The sequence below is a fragment of the Arthrobacter sp. ISL-72 genome (genome assembly GCF_018613755.1).
GTDB lineage: Bacteria > Actinomycetota > Actinomycetes > Actinomycetales > Micrococcaceae > Arthrobacter.
This window is the reverse complement of record NZ_JAGGPP010000006.1, coordinates 48,575-63,162: the sequence shown is the minus strand read 5'-3', so window position 1 is coordinate 63,162 and position 14,588 is coordinate 48,575. Positions and strand designations below refer to the sequence as shown.

At 64.1% G+C, this 14,588-nt stretch carries 22 protein-coding genes and 1 tRNA gene; 18 read left to right on the top strand and 5 right to left on the bottom strand.

What is annotated here, in order from left to right; translation table 11 throughout:
* The 3 genes from J7I92_RS05620 to J7I92_RS05610 all read left to right on the top strand — a co-directional run bounded on the left by J7I92_RS05620 (position 1) and on the right by J7I92_RS05610 (position 1,752).
* A complete protein-coding gene (locus J7I92_RS05620; RefSeq protein WP_214838426.1) occupies positions 1–477 on the top strand; it encodes an OsmC family protein in 477 nt (158 codons plus the stop codon).
* 151 nt (positions 478–628) lie between these two features.
* Positions 629–1,294, top strand: coding sequence for a mechanosensitive ion channel domain-containing protein (locus tag J7I92_RS05615; RefSeq protein WP_214838424.1), 666 nt, complete (start codon positions 629–631; stop codon positions 1,292–1,294).
* A 2-nt stretch (positions 1,295–1,296) separates the two neighbouring features.
* Positions 1,297–1,752, top strand: coding sequence for a globin (locus J7I92_RS05610; RefSeq protein WP_285290070.1), 456 nt, complete (start codon positions 1,297–1,299; stop codon positions 1,750–1,752).
* A gap of 21 nt (positions 1,753–1,773) precedes the next feature.
* Here the strand turns inward: J7I92_RS05610 and J7I92_RS05605 are convergent, their stop codons facing one another.
* Complete coding sequence (locus J7I92_RS05605) at positions 1,774–2,439, bottom strand: hypothetical protein (protein ID WP_214838422.1); 666 nt, start codon at positions 2,437–2,439, stop codon at positions 1,774–1,776.
* A gap of 63 nt (positions 2,440–2,502) precedes the next feature.
* Here J7I92_RS05605 and tesB point away from each other — a divergent pair, with 63 nt between their 5' ends.
* Positions 2,503–3,483, top strand: a complete 981-nt coding sequence (gene tesB, locus J7I92_RS05600; protein ID WP_214838420.1) for an acyl-CoA thioesterase II — start codon at positions 2,503–2,505, stop codon at positions 3,481–3,483.
* 53 nt (positions 3,484–3,536) lie between these two features.
* Here the strand turns inward: tesB and ettA are convergent, their stop codons facing one another.
* The 4 genes from ettA to J7I92_RS05580 all read right to left on the bottom strand — a co-directional run bounded on the left by ettA (position 3,537) and on the right by J7I92_RS05580 (position 7,150).
* On the bottom strand, positions 3,537–5,219 hold the full coding sequence (gene ettA / locus J7I92_RS05595; protein WP_214838418.1) for an energy-dependent translational throttle protein EttA: 1,683 nt from the start codon (positions 5,217–5,219) through the stop codon (positions 3,537–3,539).
* A 118-nt stretch (positions 5,220–5,337) separates the two neighbouring features.
* Complete coding sequence (locus J7I92_RS23725; RefSeq protein ID WP_251039509.1) at positions 5,338–5,823, bottom strand: DUF6993 domain-containing protein; 486 nt, start codon at positions 5,821–5,823, stop codon at positions 5,338–5,340.
* Between the two features lie 168 nt (positions 5,824–5,991).
* Positions 5,992–6,570 (bottom strand): single-stranded DNA-binding protein, encoded by a 579-nt coding sequence (gene ssb / locus J7I92_RS05585; RefSeq protein ID WP_214838415.1) that lies wholly within the window; start codon positions 6,568–6,570, stop codon positions 5,992–5,994.
* Positions 6,571–6,823: 253 nt separating this feature from the next.
* A complete protein-coding gene (locus J7I92_RS05580; protein ID WP_214838413.1) occupies positions 6,824–7,150 on the bottom strand; it encodes a helix-turn-helix transcriptional regulator in 327 nt (108 codons plus the stop codon).
* Positions 7,151–7,322: 172 nt separating this feature from the next.
* Between J7I92_RS05580 and J7I92_RS05575 the strand changes: the two genes are divergently transcribed.
* From J7I92_RS05575 to J7I92_RS05510, 14 genes are all read left to right on the top strand, one after another.
* Entirely contained in the window at positions 7,323–7,562 is a 240-nt protein-coding gene (locus tag J7I92_RS05575; protein WP_214838412.1) for a helix-turn-helix domain-containing protein, read from the top strand.
* Between the two features lie 161 nt (positions 7,563–7,723).
* Positions 7,724–8,227, top strand: coding sequence for a hypothetical protein (locus J7I92_RS05570; RefSeq protein ID WP_214838410.1), 504 nt, complete (start codon positions 7,724–7,726; stop codon positions 8,225–8,227).
* On the top strand, positions 8,224–8,481 hold the full coding sequence (locus J7I92_RS05565; RefSeq protein WP_214838408.1) for a hypothetical protein: 258 nt from the start codon (positions 8,224–8,226) through the stop codon (positions 8,479–8,481). The genes J7I92_RS05570 and J7I92_RS05565 overlap by 4 nt, the downstream gene beginning before the upstream one ends.
* The gene (locus J7I92_RS05560) at positions 8,478–8,666 is read left to right on the top strand and encodes a hypothetical protein (RefSeq protein ID WP_214838406.1); all 189 of its coding nucleotides are present in this window, start codon (positions 8,478–8,480) and stop codon (positions 8,664–8,666) included. The genes J7I92_RS05565 and J7I92_RS05560 overlap by 4 nt, the downstream gene beginning before the upstream one ends.
* Positions 8,663–9,076, top strand: a complete 414-nt coding sequence (locus J7I92_RS05555; RefSeq protein ID WP_214838404.1) for a hypothetical protein — start codon at positions 8,663–8,665, stop codon at positions 9,074–9,076. Before J7I92_RS05560 ends, J7I92_RS05555 begins: the two co-directional genes overlap by 4 nt.
* Entirely contained in the window at positions 9,073–10,431 is a 1,359-nt protein-coding gene (locus J7I92_RS05550; RefSeq protein WP_214838402.1) for a ParB/RepB/Spo0J family partition protein, read from the top strand. The genes J7I92_RS05555 and J7I92_RS05550 overlap by 4 nt, the downstream gene beginning before the upstream one ends.
* Positions 10,424–10,831 (top strand): hypothetical protein, encoded by a 408-nt coding sequence (locus tag J7I92_RS05545; RefSeq protein ID WP_214838400.1) that lies wholly within the window; start codon positions 10,424–10,426, stop codon positions 10,829–10,831. The genes J7I92_RS05550 and J7I92_RS05545 overlap by 8 nt, the downstream gene beginning before the upstream one ends.
* Positions 10,832–10,952: 121 nt before the next feature.
* A complete protein-coding gene (locus J7I92_RS05540; protein ID WP_214838399.1) occupies positions 10,953–11,393 on the top strand; it encodes a hypothetical protein in 441 nt (146 codons plus the stop codon).
* A gap of 36 nt (positions 11,394–11,429) precedes the next feature.
* A tRNA-OTHER gene (locus tag J7I92_RS05535) sits at positions 11,430–11,505 on the top strand.
* Between the two features lie 236 nt (positions 11,506–11,741).
* Positions 11,742–12,611: a hypothetical protein gene (locus J7I92_RS05530; protein ID WP_214838398.1), complete on the top strand. Its 870-nt coding sequence runs from the start codon at positions 11,742–11,744 to the stop codon at positions 12,609–12,611.
* Positions 12,608–12,982: a hypothetical protein gene (locus tag J7I92_RS05525; protein ID WP_214838397.1), complete on the top strand. Its 375-nt coding sequence runs from the start codon at positions 12,608–12,610 to the stop codon at positions 12,980–12,982. Before J7I92_RS05530 ends, J7I92_RS05525 begins: the two co-directional genes overlap by 4 nt.
* A complete protein-coding gene (locus J7I92_RS05520) occupies positions 12,979–13,131 on the top strand; it encodes a hypothetical protein (protein ID WP_214838396.1) in 153 nt (50 codons plus the stop codon). The genes J7I92_RS05525 and J7I92_RS05520 overlap by 4 nt, the downstream gene beginning before the upstream one ends.
* Complete coding sequence (locus J7I92_RS05515) at positions 13,131–13,508, top strand: hypothetical protein (protein ID WP_214838395.1); 378 nt, start codon at positions 13,131–13,133, stop codon at positions 13,506–13,508. Before J7I92_RS05520 ends, J7I92_RS05515 begins: the two co-directional genes overlap by 1 nt.
* Positions 13,509–13,649: 141 nt before the next feature.
* The gene (locus J7I92_RS05510) at positions 13,650–14,588 is read left to right on the top strand and encodes an HNH endonuclease (protein ID WP_214838394.1); all 939 of its coding nucleotides are present in this window, start codon (positions 13,650–13,652) and stop codon (positions 14,586–14,588) included.

Genomic DNA, 14,588 nt, shown 5'->3' with positions numbered 1-14,588 from the left:
ATGGCCCTTGACGAGCACCGCTATGCCGTGACTGTCCGCTGGACCGGGAACCGGGGTGAGGGAACGTCCACATACCGGGGCTACTCCCGGGACCACGACGTCGAACTCGCCGGCCTTCCTGTTTTGAAAGGCTCCGCGGATCCCACATTCCATGGCGACAAGACCCGGTACAACCCGGAACAGCTGCTGCTGGCCGCCCTGTCGCAGTGCCACATGTTGTCGTTCCTGCATGTGGCCGTCAAGCACGGCGTGGTGGTGACGGCCTACGAAGACAGGGCCGAGGGGCTGATGCGGACCAACCGGGACGGCAGCGGCCAGTTTGAGTCCGTCACCCTCCGGCCCAAGGTGACGGTTGCCGCCGAGGTGGACGCCGCGCTTATGGAAGAACTGCACCAGGAGGCAAACAAGGTCTGCTTCATTGCCCGCAGCGTCAACTTTCCCGTGCTGCACGCGCCCGCCACGGTGGTGGGGGCCTGACCGAGGCTTCTGGCGGTGCCCGTTCAGCGCATCAGGATGCGCCCGCGGCCGCGCTACGGCGCTACTGTTGAAGGTGAACAGAGTGTTATGCGCCGGGCGAACCCCGGTATGCCCGGCGGAAGCCGGTCAGCAATAAGGAGCCCCCCTGCCGATGTACTTCATGTCGACGATCACCACGCCAGCCGCACCGGACGTCTCCGATATCAACGTCGCCGGAATCGTGATCAGCATTGGAATCGGCGTCACGATCTGGCTCATCGCGTCGTTCCTGATCGCCGGAATCACCAAGAGTGTGGCAGCCGGCACAACGTTTTTCAAGAAACCGCATTTCCGCTGGGTAGCGCCGGCACTGAGGGCACTGGACCATGAACGACGCGTCCAGCGGGCCAAGACAATCGGCTCGCTGCTGAACAGCGTGGCCAGTGTCCTGATCGTCGTTATCACCATCATGTACGTCCTGAAGAACCTGGACGTGGACATCGCACCGCTGCTGACGAGCGTTGGTATCCTCGGTGTCGCCATCGGCTTCGGCGCCCAGCAGCTCATCCGCGACTTCCTGGCCGGCATCTTCATCACCATCGAGGACCAGTACGGAATCGGCGACATCATCGAAACCAGCGAGGTCGTGGGCAGGGTGGAGTCCATGGGCCTTCGCATCACCCGCGTCCGGTCCGACGACGGCGCCATCTGGTACCTGCGCAACGGCGAGATCCTGCGGGTGGGCAACCGTTCCCAGGGCAACTACGTGGCGCCGGCGGACGACTCCGTGGAAGTGCCGGACCATGATTCAGCAAAGCAGCAGAAGGCCGGAGAGTAGCCATGAGCATGCCAACCCCCGAACAACGACAACCGAAGATGCTGATGCAGAACGATCCCTTCAGCCAGCCCGGCTACACGGACAACTTCTACGACGCCGTGGGCGGTCATGAGACTTTCGTGAAGCTCATCGATGTCTTCTACGACGGCGTGGCCACCGACCCGCTGCTCCGGCCCATGTATCCGGAGGAGGACCTGGGACCGGCCAAAAGGCGCTTCCTCATGTTCCTCGAGCAGTACTGGGGAGGACCCACCACGTACGGCGAGGAACGCGGCCACCCGCGGCTGCGGATGCGGCACATGCCGTTCCGGGTCACGCCTGCGGCCAAGGACCGGTGGCTCCACCACATGCGCACGGCGGTGGACTCGCTCGAACTGCCGCCGCTCTACGAAAACACGCTGTGGGACTACATGGAGCGGGCCGCGCTGTCCATGGTGAACAGCGCGTCGGACACCTAAGCGGGTTCCGGGGTCCTCCAGTCAGAGGCGGAGGCCGGCGCCTGTCCGGGCCAGGACATGGCCGCGGCTGCCGCTGAGCCGGAACCAGCGTCCCGCGCGGTAAAGCTTTTGCTCATCGCCGCCCAGGAAGCCAAGGGTCAGGGCGGCGAAGGCTGCGCCGGCAGGCAGGCCGCCGGAACCGGCCAGCTCACGGCCCCACACATTGGCGCGGGCATTGTTCACGATCAGGGCGCCCGGCTTGTCCGGAACAATACCGGCCACCTCCGTGATGCCGGCTTCCGCGGCCGCCCTCAGCTCAGCGTCGGGAAGCGCGCCCATAAGCTCCCAGCCGGACCTGGGCGCTCCAACCCCCGCCCAGGACTCGGTGACGGTCATGGGCGGAATCGGAAGTTCGACGTCGTTGTCCCCCGCCCGGGCAAGGCGGTCCAGCACCGCGGCGAGAGGAACCGTCACGTCGGCGGCGGCCGGCTCGGCCAGCGCCATGGTGCGGAGGCCAAGAATGGTGGGCGTCGACTCGCCCAGCAGCCGCGGGCGGAGCACGCAGACGTAGGCAGCCAGCACGCAGCCCGTGGCCTGAAGCCGGATGGCGCCGTCTTCAATTGCCTTGGCACGCGTCGCGTAGGTACGGAGATCGGCCAGATCACGGGGATCGGCGAACCGGAAAGACTGGGTTAGGACATCAGACACATTAAGGACTCTACCGGCTGAGCCGCGGTTGAGGAGCGCCGGGGCGACGTCTAGAGTCAAACCATGACTGAAGCGGAAGCCGGATTGCAGGCGTTGCCCACCGAGGATCCCACATCCTCGCTCATTGAACTCCTCGATCTCGGCACGCTTGAGGGTGCCCGGACCGACGAGGACATCTTCATGGGTCCGTCCCAGCGGCAGCCGCGGCAGCGTGTTTTTGGCGGGCAGGTACTGGCGCAATCGCTCATCGCGGCAAACCGGACCGTTGATCCCGCCCGCAGTGTCCATTCCATGCACGGGTATTTCCTGCGCCCGGGCGACGCGAACAAGCCCATTACCTTCGGCGTCCAGCGGCTGCGGGACGGCCGCTCATTTTCTGCCCGCCGCGTCCACGCATACCAGGAGGGCACGCCCATACTGTCCATGATCGCCTCCTTCCAGGAGGAGGACGAGGGCATCGACCACCAGTCCCCGATGCCGGCAGGAATACCTGACCCGGAGTCGTTGCCCAGCACGGCCGACCTGCTGGGAAAGTACGACCACCCGGTGGCCCGGCACTGGGCCTACGAGCGGCCCTTCGACATACGCCACGTTGACCCGGCGCTGTACGTGTCGGCCAAGGGGGAGCGGGAAGCCCGCAATGCCGTCTGGATGAAGACCTTCGGGCCGATGCCGGACGACGCCAACACGCACCGCGCAGCCCTCGCCTACGCCAGCGACTACACGCTGCTCGAATCCATCCTCCGCAAGCACGGCCTCAGCTGGATCACGCCGGGAATGAGTGTCGCCAGCCTGGACCACGCCATGTGGTGGCACCGGCCTGTGCGCGTTGATGAGTGGCTGCTGTATGTCCAGGAATCACCCAGCGCCCAGGGCGCCCGCGGCCTGGCCACCGGCAAGATTTTCAGCCGGGACGGGGAGCACGTTGCATCGGTGGCGCAGGAAGGCATGGTCCGGGTGCCGACGGACCTGAAGAACAAAGTAGTCGGCGCATTGCAGACAAAGGTGATCGAGCGCCAGATGCGCAAGGCCGACAAGGTCTAGCTTGGCATGCAAAAGGCCGGTTCCCCAGGGAACCGGCCTTTTGCATTCCGACCTTAGTCGCGGGTCAGGCGGCGGTGCGTGACGCGGTGCGGCTTGGCCGCGTCCGGGCCGAGGCGCTCCACCTTGTTTTCCTCGTAGGACTCGAAGTTTCCTTCAAACCAGTACCACTTGGACGGGTTCTCCTCGTCACCTTCGTAGGCCAGGATGTGGGTGGCCACCCGGTCCAGGAACCAGCGGTCGTGGGAGACGACGACAGCACAGCCGGGGAATTCCAGCAGGGCGTTTTCGAGGCTGCTGAGGGTTTCGACATCGAGGTCGTTGGTGGGTTCGTCGAGGAGCAGCAAGTTGCCGCCCTGCTTGAGGGTCAGGGCCAGGTTCAGGCGGTTGCGCTCACCACCGGAGAGGACACCTGCCTTCTTCTGCTGGTCCGGGCCCTTGAATCCGAAGGCCGCCACATAGGCGCGGGACGGCATTTCAACGTGGCCCACCTGGATGAAGTCCAGGCCGTCGGAGACGACCTCCCAGAGGGTCTTGTTGGGGTCGATGCCGCCGCGGCTTTGGTCCGCATAGGAGATCTTGACCGAGTCGCCGATCTTCAGGTCGCCGCCGTCGAGCGGTTCCAGGCCCACGATGGTCTTGAACAGGGTGGTCTTGCCGACGCCGTTGGGGCCGATGACGCCCACGATGCCGTTGCGCGGCAGCGTGAAGGACAGGCCGTCGATGAGCGTACGGTCCTCGAAGCCCTTCTGCAGGTTCTTGGCTTCGAGCACCAGGCCGCCGAGGCGGGGTCCCGGCGGGATCTGGATCTCTTCGAAGTCGAGCTTGCGGGTACGGTCCGCTTCCGCGGCCATTTCCTCGTAGCGGGCCAGGCGGGCCTTGGACTTGGTCTGGCGTCCCTTGGCGTTGGAGCGGACCCACTCGAGTTCCTCGGTAAGGCGCTTGGCCTGCTTGGCGTCCTTCTTGCCTTGGATTTCCAGGCGGGCGCGCTTTTTCTCCAGGTACGTGGAGTAGTTGCCTTCGTACGGGTACAGGTGACCGCGGTCCACTTCGGCGATCCACTCGGCAACATGGTCGAGGAAGTAGCGGTCGTGGGTGACGGCGAGGACGGCGCCTGCGTATGACGAGAGGTGCTGTTCCAGCCACAGGACGCTTTCGGCGTCGAGGTGGTTGGTGGGCTCGTCGAGCAGGAGGAGGTCCGGCTTCTGGAGCAGGAGCTTGCACAGTGCAACGCGGCGGCGCTCACCACCGGAGAGGAGGGTGACGTCGGCATCGGCCGGCGGGCAGCGGAGCGCATCCATGGCCTGCTCGAGCTGCGAGTCAAGGTCCCAGGCGTCGGCTGAGTCGATGGCTTCCTGAAGGTGGCCCATTTCCTCCAGCAGGGAGTCGTAGTCCGCGTCCGGGTTGGCCATTTCCTCGGAGATTGCGTTGAAGCGCTGGATCTTCCCGTAGATCTCGCCAACACCTTCCTGGACGTTGCCGAGGACGGTCTTCTCCTCGTTCAGCGGCGGCTCCTGGAGCAGGATGCCTACCGTGTAGCCGGGGCTGAGCCGTGCCTCACCGTTGGAGGGAGTGTCCAGGCCAGCCATGATCTTGAGGATGGTGGACTTACCGGCACCGTTGGGGCCAACAACACCGATCTTGGCACCCGGGAAGAAGGACATGCTTACGTCGTCGAGAATAAGTTTTTCGCCAACAGCCTTACGGGCCTTGGTCATTGTGTAGATAAATTCCGCCATGGTTCCAAATCTAGTGGGTCGGCGGGGTTAACTCACATTCGCTTCAGGCTCCGAAGCCCGACAGCAGCGGAAAACGGACTTCAGTTACGCAATGGACCGGTTGAGGCTCAGTCCAGGCTCAGCCGCCGACGAAGCATTTTCCGGTCGCCAGCACCGGAAGGACGGTGACCACGACGCTTCCGTCGCGGATCTGGCCGATCACACAATCCTGGCCTTGCAATGCAGCGGCCTCAATCGCATCCACTTCCAGACCGGTCGGAGTGCGGCTGACTGATACCTGCAATGACTCGGCCGGTATGCCTGCGCCGGTCAGGGCTGCTGTCAGCTGGTCCTGACCCGGCTTTGGATTGGCCCCGGCCACGCCCTGAAGCGCGTTGCCCACCGTTTCCTTCAGCCGCTCAGTCGCCGGGTCGAGCCCCGGCTCACCGCCCGGCGAGGCGGTAGAAGCCGTCGCGGCGGGGGTTGGCGCCGCCGCTGGTGTGGCCGGCACTTCCGCTGCGGCGGTCGATTGCCGTGACGACGGGGCCGATGCGCCGGAATCCGCACCGTTACACCCCGCCAGGCCCGCCACCAGCACGGGCACCGCGAGAAACCGAAGGCGCATGCTGCGGACACGCCACTGGCCTCCTGACTGCCGGCTCCCGGACGCGCCGCTTACGGGCAGCGGGGTTCCGCGGTGAAGGTGGGGTCTCTGTGCTCGAATCACTTTGTCATTCTGCCATGCGGCACCGCGGGGGAACGGTGCCGCACCCGGGGCATCAGCGGGACATGTTCAGGGGGCGGTCCCCGTGAGTTCGCCTGTCTCTGAATCGAGTTGCAGCATTTCGCCGTTTGCATCGTCGATGAAGATCCCTTCGGCGGCGGGGTCGTCGTCCTGTCCGTTCTCACTCCCTTCCCGCGCGTCGTCAGGCTCCTCGCTGCCGGGCATGCTGCCGTCCTGCTCCGCCGATGTGGAACCTGGCTGGCCCTGCCCTCGTTCGGCCTGGGCGGCGTTCCCTGCCGTACGGATGAAGTTGGCGGAGCCCCACATGAGGTCATGCCCGACGGAGTCGGCGTCGATCTCCGCAGCGTGGTAGATGCGGCCGTCCTTCTCCCAGCTCCGCATTTTGAGCCGGCCAACGATGATCACGCGCTGGCCTTTTTTGATGCTGCACCCCATGTTGCCGGCAAGCTGCCGGTAGCCCTGGACTGTGAACCAGTTGGTATTACCGTCGACCCATGTGCTTGACGCGCGGTCATAGCGCCGGTCCGTGGAGCCGAGCCGAAACGATGCGGTGGCGACTCCCCCAGGAGTTGTGGAACTCCTGATTTCCGTGGCAACGAAGCCCCGGACAGTGATGTTGTCAGTCATCTTGGTGTCCTGTCTCGAATGATGTGCCCTAGCAGGCATCTTCAGCTTCGGGCAGGAAAGCACCGGGGGCGAGAGGCAGCATTCGCTATGTGCAAAACTTCGGGTGAAGACGGACCTTATCGCCAGGCCAAAACGCCGCGGGCAGGCTGACTGGTCGATGGCGCCGGGCACTGTAAACTTTTCTAGGCATCGCCGGAATAGTCCGGAGACGCCAAGCGTGCCCCAGTAGCTCAGGGGATAGAGCAGCGGCCTTCTAATCCAAAGGCTTGTTATTCGAGACCGCCTCAGATTTTGGGGTGCGTTCACCGTCCCTCGGGGGAACGGGACCAGTGGATGTCGGGAGTCCCAAGAGGATGTATTCCAGGCTGATGCCGGTGACCTCGCAGATTGCCTGAAGCTCATCGAGCGTGAAGGGCGTTCCACCCAGCAGCTTCCTTGAGATGGTCTGCTGCGGCAGGCCGGTCAGCCGGGCGAGGCCGGAGCCCTTGAGATTTCGTTCTGCGAGTTGACCCCGTAGACGCCGGGCAACCGCAACAGACAATGACTCGGACGAGTGTTGTTCGTTGATTGCTGTGCTCATGAAATGAACTATACCCATTGACTGGGTACATGCAACAGCGAGCGGGATAAATAATCACTTTACCGTTAAATCAACCACTCATTTGCCAGATTACGGACTACTTGGAAACAGGTACACGAGTACTCACTTCTCAGGGTTGTAAAGTACGCATTTCTGGGTAATACTCGTACTCATGAGTGAAACAGTCACCGAACGGGTAGCCGCAAATGTACGTGCGGAAGCCGCCCGTCTCAAGATGTCCCAGCGCGACATCGCCGTGGCCCTGGGCGTAAGCCAGTCCTCCGCCAACCGTCGGTATCTGGGGATAACCCCCATCGACGTCGAAGAGCTATTCGCTCTCGCCAACGCATTCAGCGTCCCCGTTTCGAAACTACTGCCTGAAGATATTCGGGCCCAGGCCGAGTCTGCCTGACTCCCCGCAGTTGTCCTGCCGGGTAGAGCCCGTAGGCAGGCAGTAAATAGGGCGGTCCAGTTCCTTCCGCCAAGAACTCACTGGACCGCCCGTATCAAATCCAATCGTCAGCCCCCAATTCATTGGGACTTCTGACGCTCGAATCAGAATCGAGTTTATCAATGGACGCTCAAAGCACGCCAGAGACTCCCGCCGTTGACCCGCCCAGGCACTTGTTCTTCGGCGCCGAGGACCGCCGCCAGGGCGGCAAGGCCGGGCTGGTCGACAAGTACCTGTCGATGGAGAAGGCCCGGCGGCACCAGCTGGCCGAGCACGTCATCGTCACCGCGAACCAGCTGGCTTCCGCGGTCCGCACGCTCCGCGCTTTCGACCGGACCGGCAACGCAGACATGGCCGTGGACCACATCGAGCAGACATTCGAGGATCTCCGCAAGTACACGACGAACCTGGTCAATGAAGTCAACGCCTCGGTGGACCGCTACGGCGACGAGCTGGAGCAGCTGGCCTTCCGCGACATCCGCGCCGCCCGCGAGGCGTCGGACGCGCAGACCCCCAAGCCCGGCCCCGGACCCATCGCCGTCGTGAATGTCGCCAACGCTGAGGATGTAGCCCAGGTGAAAGCGAACCTGGAGCTGGCGCTCAACCGGGTAGGGGCCCAGCGGTGAAGGCCCGTATCAAGCGGTTCGCCGTCGTGCAGCCCATCGGCCACCGCCCCTACAAGGACCGTGCAGACCTGCACTACCGGGACAACAACGAGCTCTCCGCGCAGCTCCTGACCTATGCCCGGTCCAAGTGGCCGGCACCGCAGGCGCTCGCGGTGGACGTCCACGCGCAGCAGATCATCGTGGACCGCATCCCCAGGGCGAACTACTCCATCCACGAGTACCGCCAGCCCGCGCTCGCCGGAGCGGGGCAGTGAGCCGCCCATCGGCGCGGGTCGGCCGGAATCGCCGCCGCGCCTACCTACTCATCCTCGCCGCCGGCCTGCTGGCAATCGTCGCCGCGTTCCCCACATTCAACGCCGCCTACCTGGTCGGCATGCTCGCAGTAGTTACCGGCGCTGCCGGATTCGTCATCGAAACAGAGACAGGACAAGGATCATGACCGAACAGCCAGTGGAGACCGAACAGGGGTGGCTCGGCAACGTGCCGCTGTCCGCCGTCCAAGCCCCGGCGAAGAGGGAAGCCTACCTTCCGAACGGGCACCGCCTGCCGGCCCCGTTCCAGTCCGTGCTGCGGCAGGACATCGAAGCGGCCCGCCAGGAACAGGCCCGCGCCGAGCTGGCCGCCGCTGCGAAGGAAGCGAGCGAGCATTTGGCCGCCGCCGGCGCCGCCCTCAGCGTCGTCGGCGACGACAGGGAACCAGATCTGTGGCTGGACACAGAGGACCAAACGACCCGGGCTTTGCGCGAGATCCAGGACGGCAACATCAACGCCGGCATCGCCTGCCTCCAGGCCGCACTCGCGTTCGCACTGAACTACCGCCACTCCCTGGCAGAAGAGACCACACGATGAGCGCCACCTTCCAAGAGCTACACATCGACCAGCTGGCCATCCACCCGAAGAACGTCCGCAAGGACGTCGGGATCGTCACGGACCTCGCAAACAGCATCAGCGCCCAGGGCATTCTGCAGCCGCTCGTCGTCGCCCCGGATCTCACGCAACGACCTGCCGGAAAGATAAGCCGCGAAGAGGTCCGGTACGTCATCATCGCAGGGCACCGCCGGCACGCGGCCGCGAAGCTCGCCAACGTCGACTCCCTGCCCTGCGTCATCCGGACCGACATCGACACCGAGCCCAAGCAGCTCGAAGCCATGTTGGTCGAGAACACCCAACGCACTGACCTGACCATCACGGAGGAAGCAAACGCCTATCAGGCACTCCTCGAGTTCGATGGATACACAGTCAAGTCCGTGGCCAAAGCGACCGGGCGCTCGCAGAGCCTGGTCCGGTCCCGCATCGCCCTCACCAAACTCTCCGAGGACGCGAAGGACAAGATCGAGGACCGCACCCTGAACATTGACCAGGCACTCGAGCTGGTCGACTACACCGACGACGAAGCCGCCACGAAGCGCCTGCTCCGCGTCGCTGACAAGCCCAACGAGTGGGCGTTCCAACTGGCCAAGGAAGCCAAGACCAAGGCCTGGCTGGAGAACCTGCCCCGCCTGACCGCCGAGCTTCAGGGCGCGGGCGTAGACATTATCGAACGCCCGGCCGGGCAGACATGGGAATGGACCGACTGGCGCGTCTCCTACTCGGAGATGACCGTGGCGGAAGCAGTAGCCGGCAGCTGGTCCGCCATCTGCGACGAAACCAAAGACGAAATCACCTGGTTGAAGAAACGCGAAAAGGGCACCACCTACACCGCGCCCCAGCGGACCCCTGAGCAGATCGCCGCCGACATCCGCGCCCAGGAACTTACCCGCGGTCTTGCAACCGCCGCGGAAGTCCGGTCCGCATTCCTCAAGAACGCCATCGAGACCCCGGCCGCCGACCAGACGAAGACACTGCTCTTGGACTTCATCACGGACCGGCTGAGCCTCGGAGACCTCGCGCCCTGGCTGGACATCGACCACGAAAGCATCGATGAGCAGGAAGTCGTCGATGCCATCGCGAGACTCAACATTCCGCAGCTAGTCGCCCTCATGCACGTAGACGCCTTCGAACGCGAAATGTACATGACCGACCTAGCAGCATGGAGCGACAGCGCCAGCCGATGGGCCTCAACCGATACATGGCGGGAACGACTCCAGAACATCTACGGATACCAGTGGACCGAAGCCGAACAAGCCGCCCTCGACCACCACCAAGCCCTCCGCGAAGCAGAGAACGCCAACGAAGACCAGGAAGAGGAACACGAAGATGACTGACCACAAGCTCACCCGCAACCAGGACAACTTCCCCGTCTGCACCTGCGGCTACATCTCCCCCGTCATCACCCCAGACCAGCCCATCGGACTCATGTGGAAAGCCAAGGCCGACGTCCTCAACCACATCACCGACGTCCGCAACGGTCTTGCCCCGGAAACGACTCGCCCGGATGCACCTTTCGTTGGGTCCAAGGGGGTCGAGATGAAGTATCCGCGGGCCGGTGTCCGGCAGACGGCCGCCGGCACGTGGCTGCTGACCTGCTGGGACAGCGCAACCGTGTTCCACCCGCTGCCCGAGCCCGAGTTCAACGACCGGAAAACGGCCTTCGACTACGGCTATCTGACCATCGGTGCCTGCCGGGACTCCGGAACCAATCTGAACGGAATCGAAGCCGCGTGAGCGAGAAGCCGCCTCCGCTCACGTCAGTGCCGGCAACGGCCGACCGTTGCGACAGCTGCAAGAAAGTCTTGGACCCCCACAACGGCCAGTGCCGCTGCTAACAGGAAGGAAAACGTTGATCATGACCGAGATGGCTTGGCAGGACCCGCCCACGGAGCGGACTAGGCCCGGACAGTACGACGAAGTCATTGCCCAGCTGAAGATCCACCCAGGGCGTTGGGCGCTCCTCAAGACCGACTGGAAAGCGAAGACGCCGCCGAACGTCCTCCGGCAGAACGGCTGCGAAACGACGGTCCGCAAGGTCAAGCTGGAGAACGGCGAGGAAGCCCGCCACCTGTACGCCCGCTTCCCATTCCCCAAGCCGAGCAGCGCGGAAGTGAAAGCAGCGGCCGCCGAACAGGCCAAGGCGCGGCAGGCAGTCCAGACGGGCACAGCTCTCAAACCGCCACCGCCGGCAGTACGTCGGGCAAAGCCCGGTGAAGTCCGTCCTTCCAACGACATGGGACTGCAGAAGTTCATGGAAGCCCGCCGTTCCCGCGGCGCGGTAGACGTGCCGGAATAGCAGCACCTGGCGCCGGCCACCACGGCGGCGCCACCAGGGCCCGTAGCTCAGTCAGGCAGAGCATCCCGATTCCCCCATAGGGAAGACCCCGGTTCGAATCCGGGAGGGCCCACGAAACAAAAACCACCGCCAAAGGAGGCAGTGCTATGGACCACGATCGCGACGCCGAGAGCTGGACCCGGCCGCCCAACCGGAACCCCGGGTGCAGCTGCCAGCCATGGCGCTACAGCCCTTTCACTCCCCGACCAACCAACCCCGACTGTCCGACCCACGGAGAAATGAGCGCTACATGAACTTCTGGAACTACCTCGCCCTCACCGCCGCCATCCTCGTATCGGGCGTTTTCGCATGATCCTCACGGTCAACACGCTGGACCTGCGCCAAGCGCTCATGTCCGTCATCCCCCACGCAGCCGAAGCCAAGCTGTCCGCCGCGCTCGCCGTCGTGCACTTCACAGCCACGGACGGGATCCTGCACGTGACGGCCAGTAACACGGTCACACTGGGCCACGCCGTAGCGTCCATCTGGGATTCGGAAGGCCTTACCGGCGATGTCAACGACGACGCCTTCAACCTGCCGATCGACGTCGCGAAGGAGCTGCTCCAGATCTTCAAAGCCAAGGGCAAGCAGCCGGAGGATGAGATCGGCGATACGCTCCGCATCACGGTCAAGTCGGAGACCATCACCTTCCTGGACGTCTCAGGCCTCTTCCCCGGCAAAGAGTTCAAGATCCCGCACGAGGATGACCACGACTACCCCATTGCCTTCGGACGGCTCCTGATCCAGGCGGCGCTGTCCGATCGCGTGATGCCCGAACGTCTCGTGGCCGCCGGCCGACTCGTGCGAATGTTCGCTGCCGCCTCGGCGGCTTACGGCGAGCCACTGGTCATCGAACCGACCGAAGACGCACGCCGCATCCTGATCAGCTGCGGAGAGTCCTTCCTCGGGCTGCTCATGCCCATCCGGTCGGAAGATGGCTCCACCGTCGCCCGCGAGCTCGAAGAGTGGCGCGACGGATGGATGAACCGCCTCCCCGAGATCACGCATGCCGGCGGCGGCAAGAGACCCGACGAACCAAGCCCAGGCGCGGACTTCCTCCGCAACGCCACCGGATTCCACGGGTCCGTGACCGTGACCTCCGGCAAGGGCGGCAACGTGCACGACATCACCGAAGCAGTATTCAACCGAGTATCAGAGATTGTGGAGCCCCACCTGTGACCGATCGAATCAACGATACATACGAAGTGACCGAGCTTGGCGAAGACGGCGACATGTGGATCGTGCAGCGATCTGCCACCTATTTCGGCGGCGATGAGTCCAGTGCGCGACTGGCTGTCATCGAATACCTGCGGCAGTGCCATGGGGACGATGATGAAACCTTCGGATCGAGCGTGCACCTTGCACTCGACGCCCAAGTCCACAAGGGCAACCACTGGCACTGGCATGTCGCCACCCCTGATCATGATCCGGAACTGATGCTGCTTGACTGCGACTCCGTGACGCATGAGACGTTCACGGGCTGGCTGTTCGGTGGCAGTGCACCGAGCGTCCGCACCCGCGAAGAGGTTCCGGCGACGGTGGCAGCATGAGTGAACGCGACGAACTGGCCCCCATGCGCGGCGAGCTTGCGGAACTCGCAGGCAACGCCGCAGAGCGTGATGACGACGACTACCGAAGCGGCCAACGCGATCCTCGCCGCCGGCTACCGAAAGCCAGAGGGGCCGGCCGGACGCGGTGATGTTCACTGAGGCAGCCGTGGAACGGGCGGCGAAATCACTGTGCGCGGCCGAGTTCCCGGATGTCTCGCCGTCCTATGCGTGGAACGTCCAGTTCGAAGACGGGCAGAACCATTACCGCCAGATGGCCCGGGCTGTGATCGACGCACTCCGCGAAGGCACCGGCGTGACCTCAGCTGAGCCACCGGAGGTCCGCTACGTGGACACCGACACGGAGAAAGAAGTCCTGGACGAGGTGGTAGCCCGCAATGCCTCGGTGCACCTTGAAGCCATGGACGACAACCACTGGTGGATGAGCATCACCTCAGGCGGCGAAATGATCCACGTGAACCTCTACACCAAACGGGCGAAGATCACCGCCCACGCCGAAGTCCAATGAGGTACACCATCCCGACGTCGAGCCGCCCGATCATCATCAACGAACCTGATCCCCCGGCGCTCGCCGATCCAGAGGGCATCGCGTTGGTCAAGGCAATCCACGACCGGAAGAACGGTCAAGTATCGAAAGTAGGTCCATCCTGTGCCATGGCTGAAGCAGGGCGACGCGGCGGCGAATCACCCGATCGTCCTGGCAGCAGTGGAGATGGAGGACGCTGACGACCGGATTCTGAACGAATGCTTTGGATTCGTGGGCCGCTGCGCCACGCAGGCGGCGGCCTACGAGCAGGACTACATCATCACGGTGGGCACCGCCCGCCACATGGCCGGATCTCTCGCCCGGTACAACGCTCTCATTGCAGCGGCGAAGTACTGCGGCTACCTCACTGAAGTGCAGGTAGAGATCGACGGAGAGCAGCGCAAGGCCTTCAAACTGGTAGAAGACAACGACCTATTCCACATGATCCTGAAGGCCGAGCGCGAGTGGAACAACCAGCGCAAACGCGACACCCGCAACCCTGAACTGACGGTCAGGGTCCGAATGCGCGACGGCGACGCTTGCCGCTACTGCGGCAAGTCCGTTGCCTGGGGAGATAACAAGTCCGGTCGAGGCGCCACCTACGACCACATCAATCCCGGCCAAGGCGGCACGGTGGACACTCTCGTCGTCTGCTGCCGCGAGTGCAACGGCAAGAGGGGCGACGACCCAGAGAGTACATGGAAGACCCTGCCGGTTCCGGCGGAGCCCCTTTACGGGCCCGCGACGGTTGCCTTCATTGAGAAGCACGGCACCCCGGTGCAGCCAAGCTACACGCGCACCCCAACGACTCCAGCGGCGACGGTTCACCCGGCCGCACCAGCGGCAACGGAACCACCGGCCGCGACCGAGTACGGATCGACCCCCGAATCGAATCCTGACCCAGGACACAGGTATCCCGGATCCAGATATGTCGGGACGGGTAGGGACGGGACGGGTCAGGCAGGTAAGGGAGGCAGTGGGCAGGAAGCCCATCCGCCCACCAGACCTCAGCCTCAGAACAAAACCAGACGCAGACGCCCCCGCTCCAGAGGACGGAACTGA

What these genes read in the sequence shown, in the direction of transcription:
- J7I92_RS23725 (WP_251039509.1), bottom strand. Translation starts at nt 5,823, where the DNA reads ATGCGCCTTCGGTTTCTCGCGGTGCCCGTGCTGGTGGCGGGCCTGGCG.
- J7I92_RS05540 (WP_214838399.1), top strand. Translation starts at nt 10,953, where the DNA reads ATGACCGAGATGGCTTGGCAGGACCCGCCCACGGAGCGGACTAGGCCC.
- tesB (WP_214838420.1), top strand. Translation starts at nt 2,503, where the DNA reads ATGACTGAAGCGGAAGCCGGATTGCAGGCGTTGCCCACCGAGGATCCC.
- J7I92_RS05530 (WP_214838398.1), top strand. Translation starts at nt 11,742, where the DNA reads ATGATCCTCACGGTCAACACGCTGGACCTGCGCCAAGCGCTCATGTCC.
- J7I92_RS05610 (WP_285290070.1), top strand. Translation starts at nt 1,297, where the DNA reads ATGAGCATGCCAACCCCCGAACAACGACAACCGAAGATGCTGATGCAG.
- J7I92_RS05520 (WP_214838396.1), top strand. Translation starts at nt 12,979, where the DNA reads ATGAGTGAACGCGACGAACTGGCCCCCATGCGCGGCGAGCTTGCGGAA.
- J7I92_RS05570 (WP_214838410.1), top strand. Translation starts at nt 7,724, where the DNA reads ATGGACGCTCAAAGCACGCCAGAGACTCCCGCCGTTGACCCGCCCAGG.
- J7I92_RS05580 (WP_214838413.1), bottom strand. Translation starts at nt 7,150, where the DNA reads ATGAGCACAGCAATCAACGAACAACACTCGTCCGAGTCATTGTCTGTT.
- ssb (WP_214838415.1), bottom strand. Translation starts at nt 6,570, where the DNA reads ATGACTGACAACATCACTGTCCGGGGCTTCGTTGCCACGGAAATCAGG.
- J7I92_RS05545 (WP_214838400.1), top strand. Translation starts at nt 10,424, where the DNA reads ATGACTGACCACAAGCTCACCCGCAACCAGGACAACTTCCCCGTCTGC.
- J7I92_RS05615 (WP_214838424.1), top strand. Translation starts at nt 629, where the DNA reads ATGTACTTCATGTCGACGATCACCACGCCAGCCGCACCGGACGTCTCC.
- J7I92_RS05550 (WP_214838402.1), top strand. Translation starts at nt 9,073, where the DNA reads ATGAGCGCCACCTTCCAAGAGCTACACATCGACCAGCTGGCCATCCAC.
- J7I92_RS05555 (WP_214838404.1), top strand. Translation starts at nt 8,663, where the DNA reads ATGACCGAACAGCCAGTGGAGACCGAACAGGGGTGGCTCGGCAACGTG.
- J7I92_RS05575 (WP_214838412.1), top strand. Translation starts at nt 7,323, where the DNA reads ATGAGTGAAACAGTCACCGAACGGGTAGCCGCAAATGTACGTGCGGAA.
- ettA (WP_214838418.1), bottom strand. Translation starts at nt 5,219, where the DNA reads ATGGCGGAATTTATCTACACAATGACCAAGGCCCGTAAGGCTGTTGGC.
- J7I92_RS05515 (WP_214838395.1), top strand. Translation starts at nt 13,131, where the DNA reads ATGTTCACTGAGGCAGCCGTGGAACGGGCGGCGAAATCACTGTGCGCG.
- J7I92_RS05620 (WP_214838426.1), top strand. Translation starts at nt 1, where the DNA reads ATGGCCCTTGACGAGCACCGCTATGCCGTGACTGTCCGCTGGACCGGG.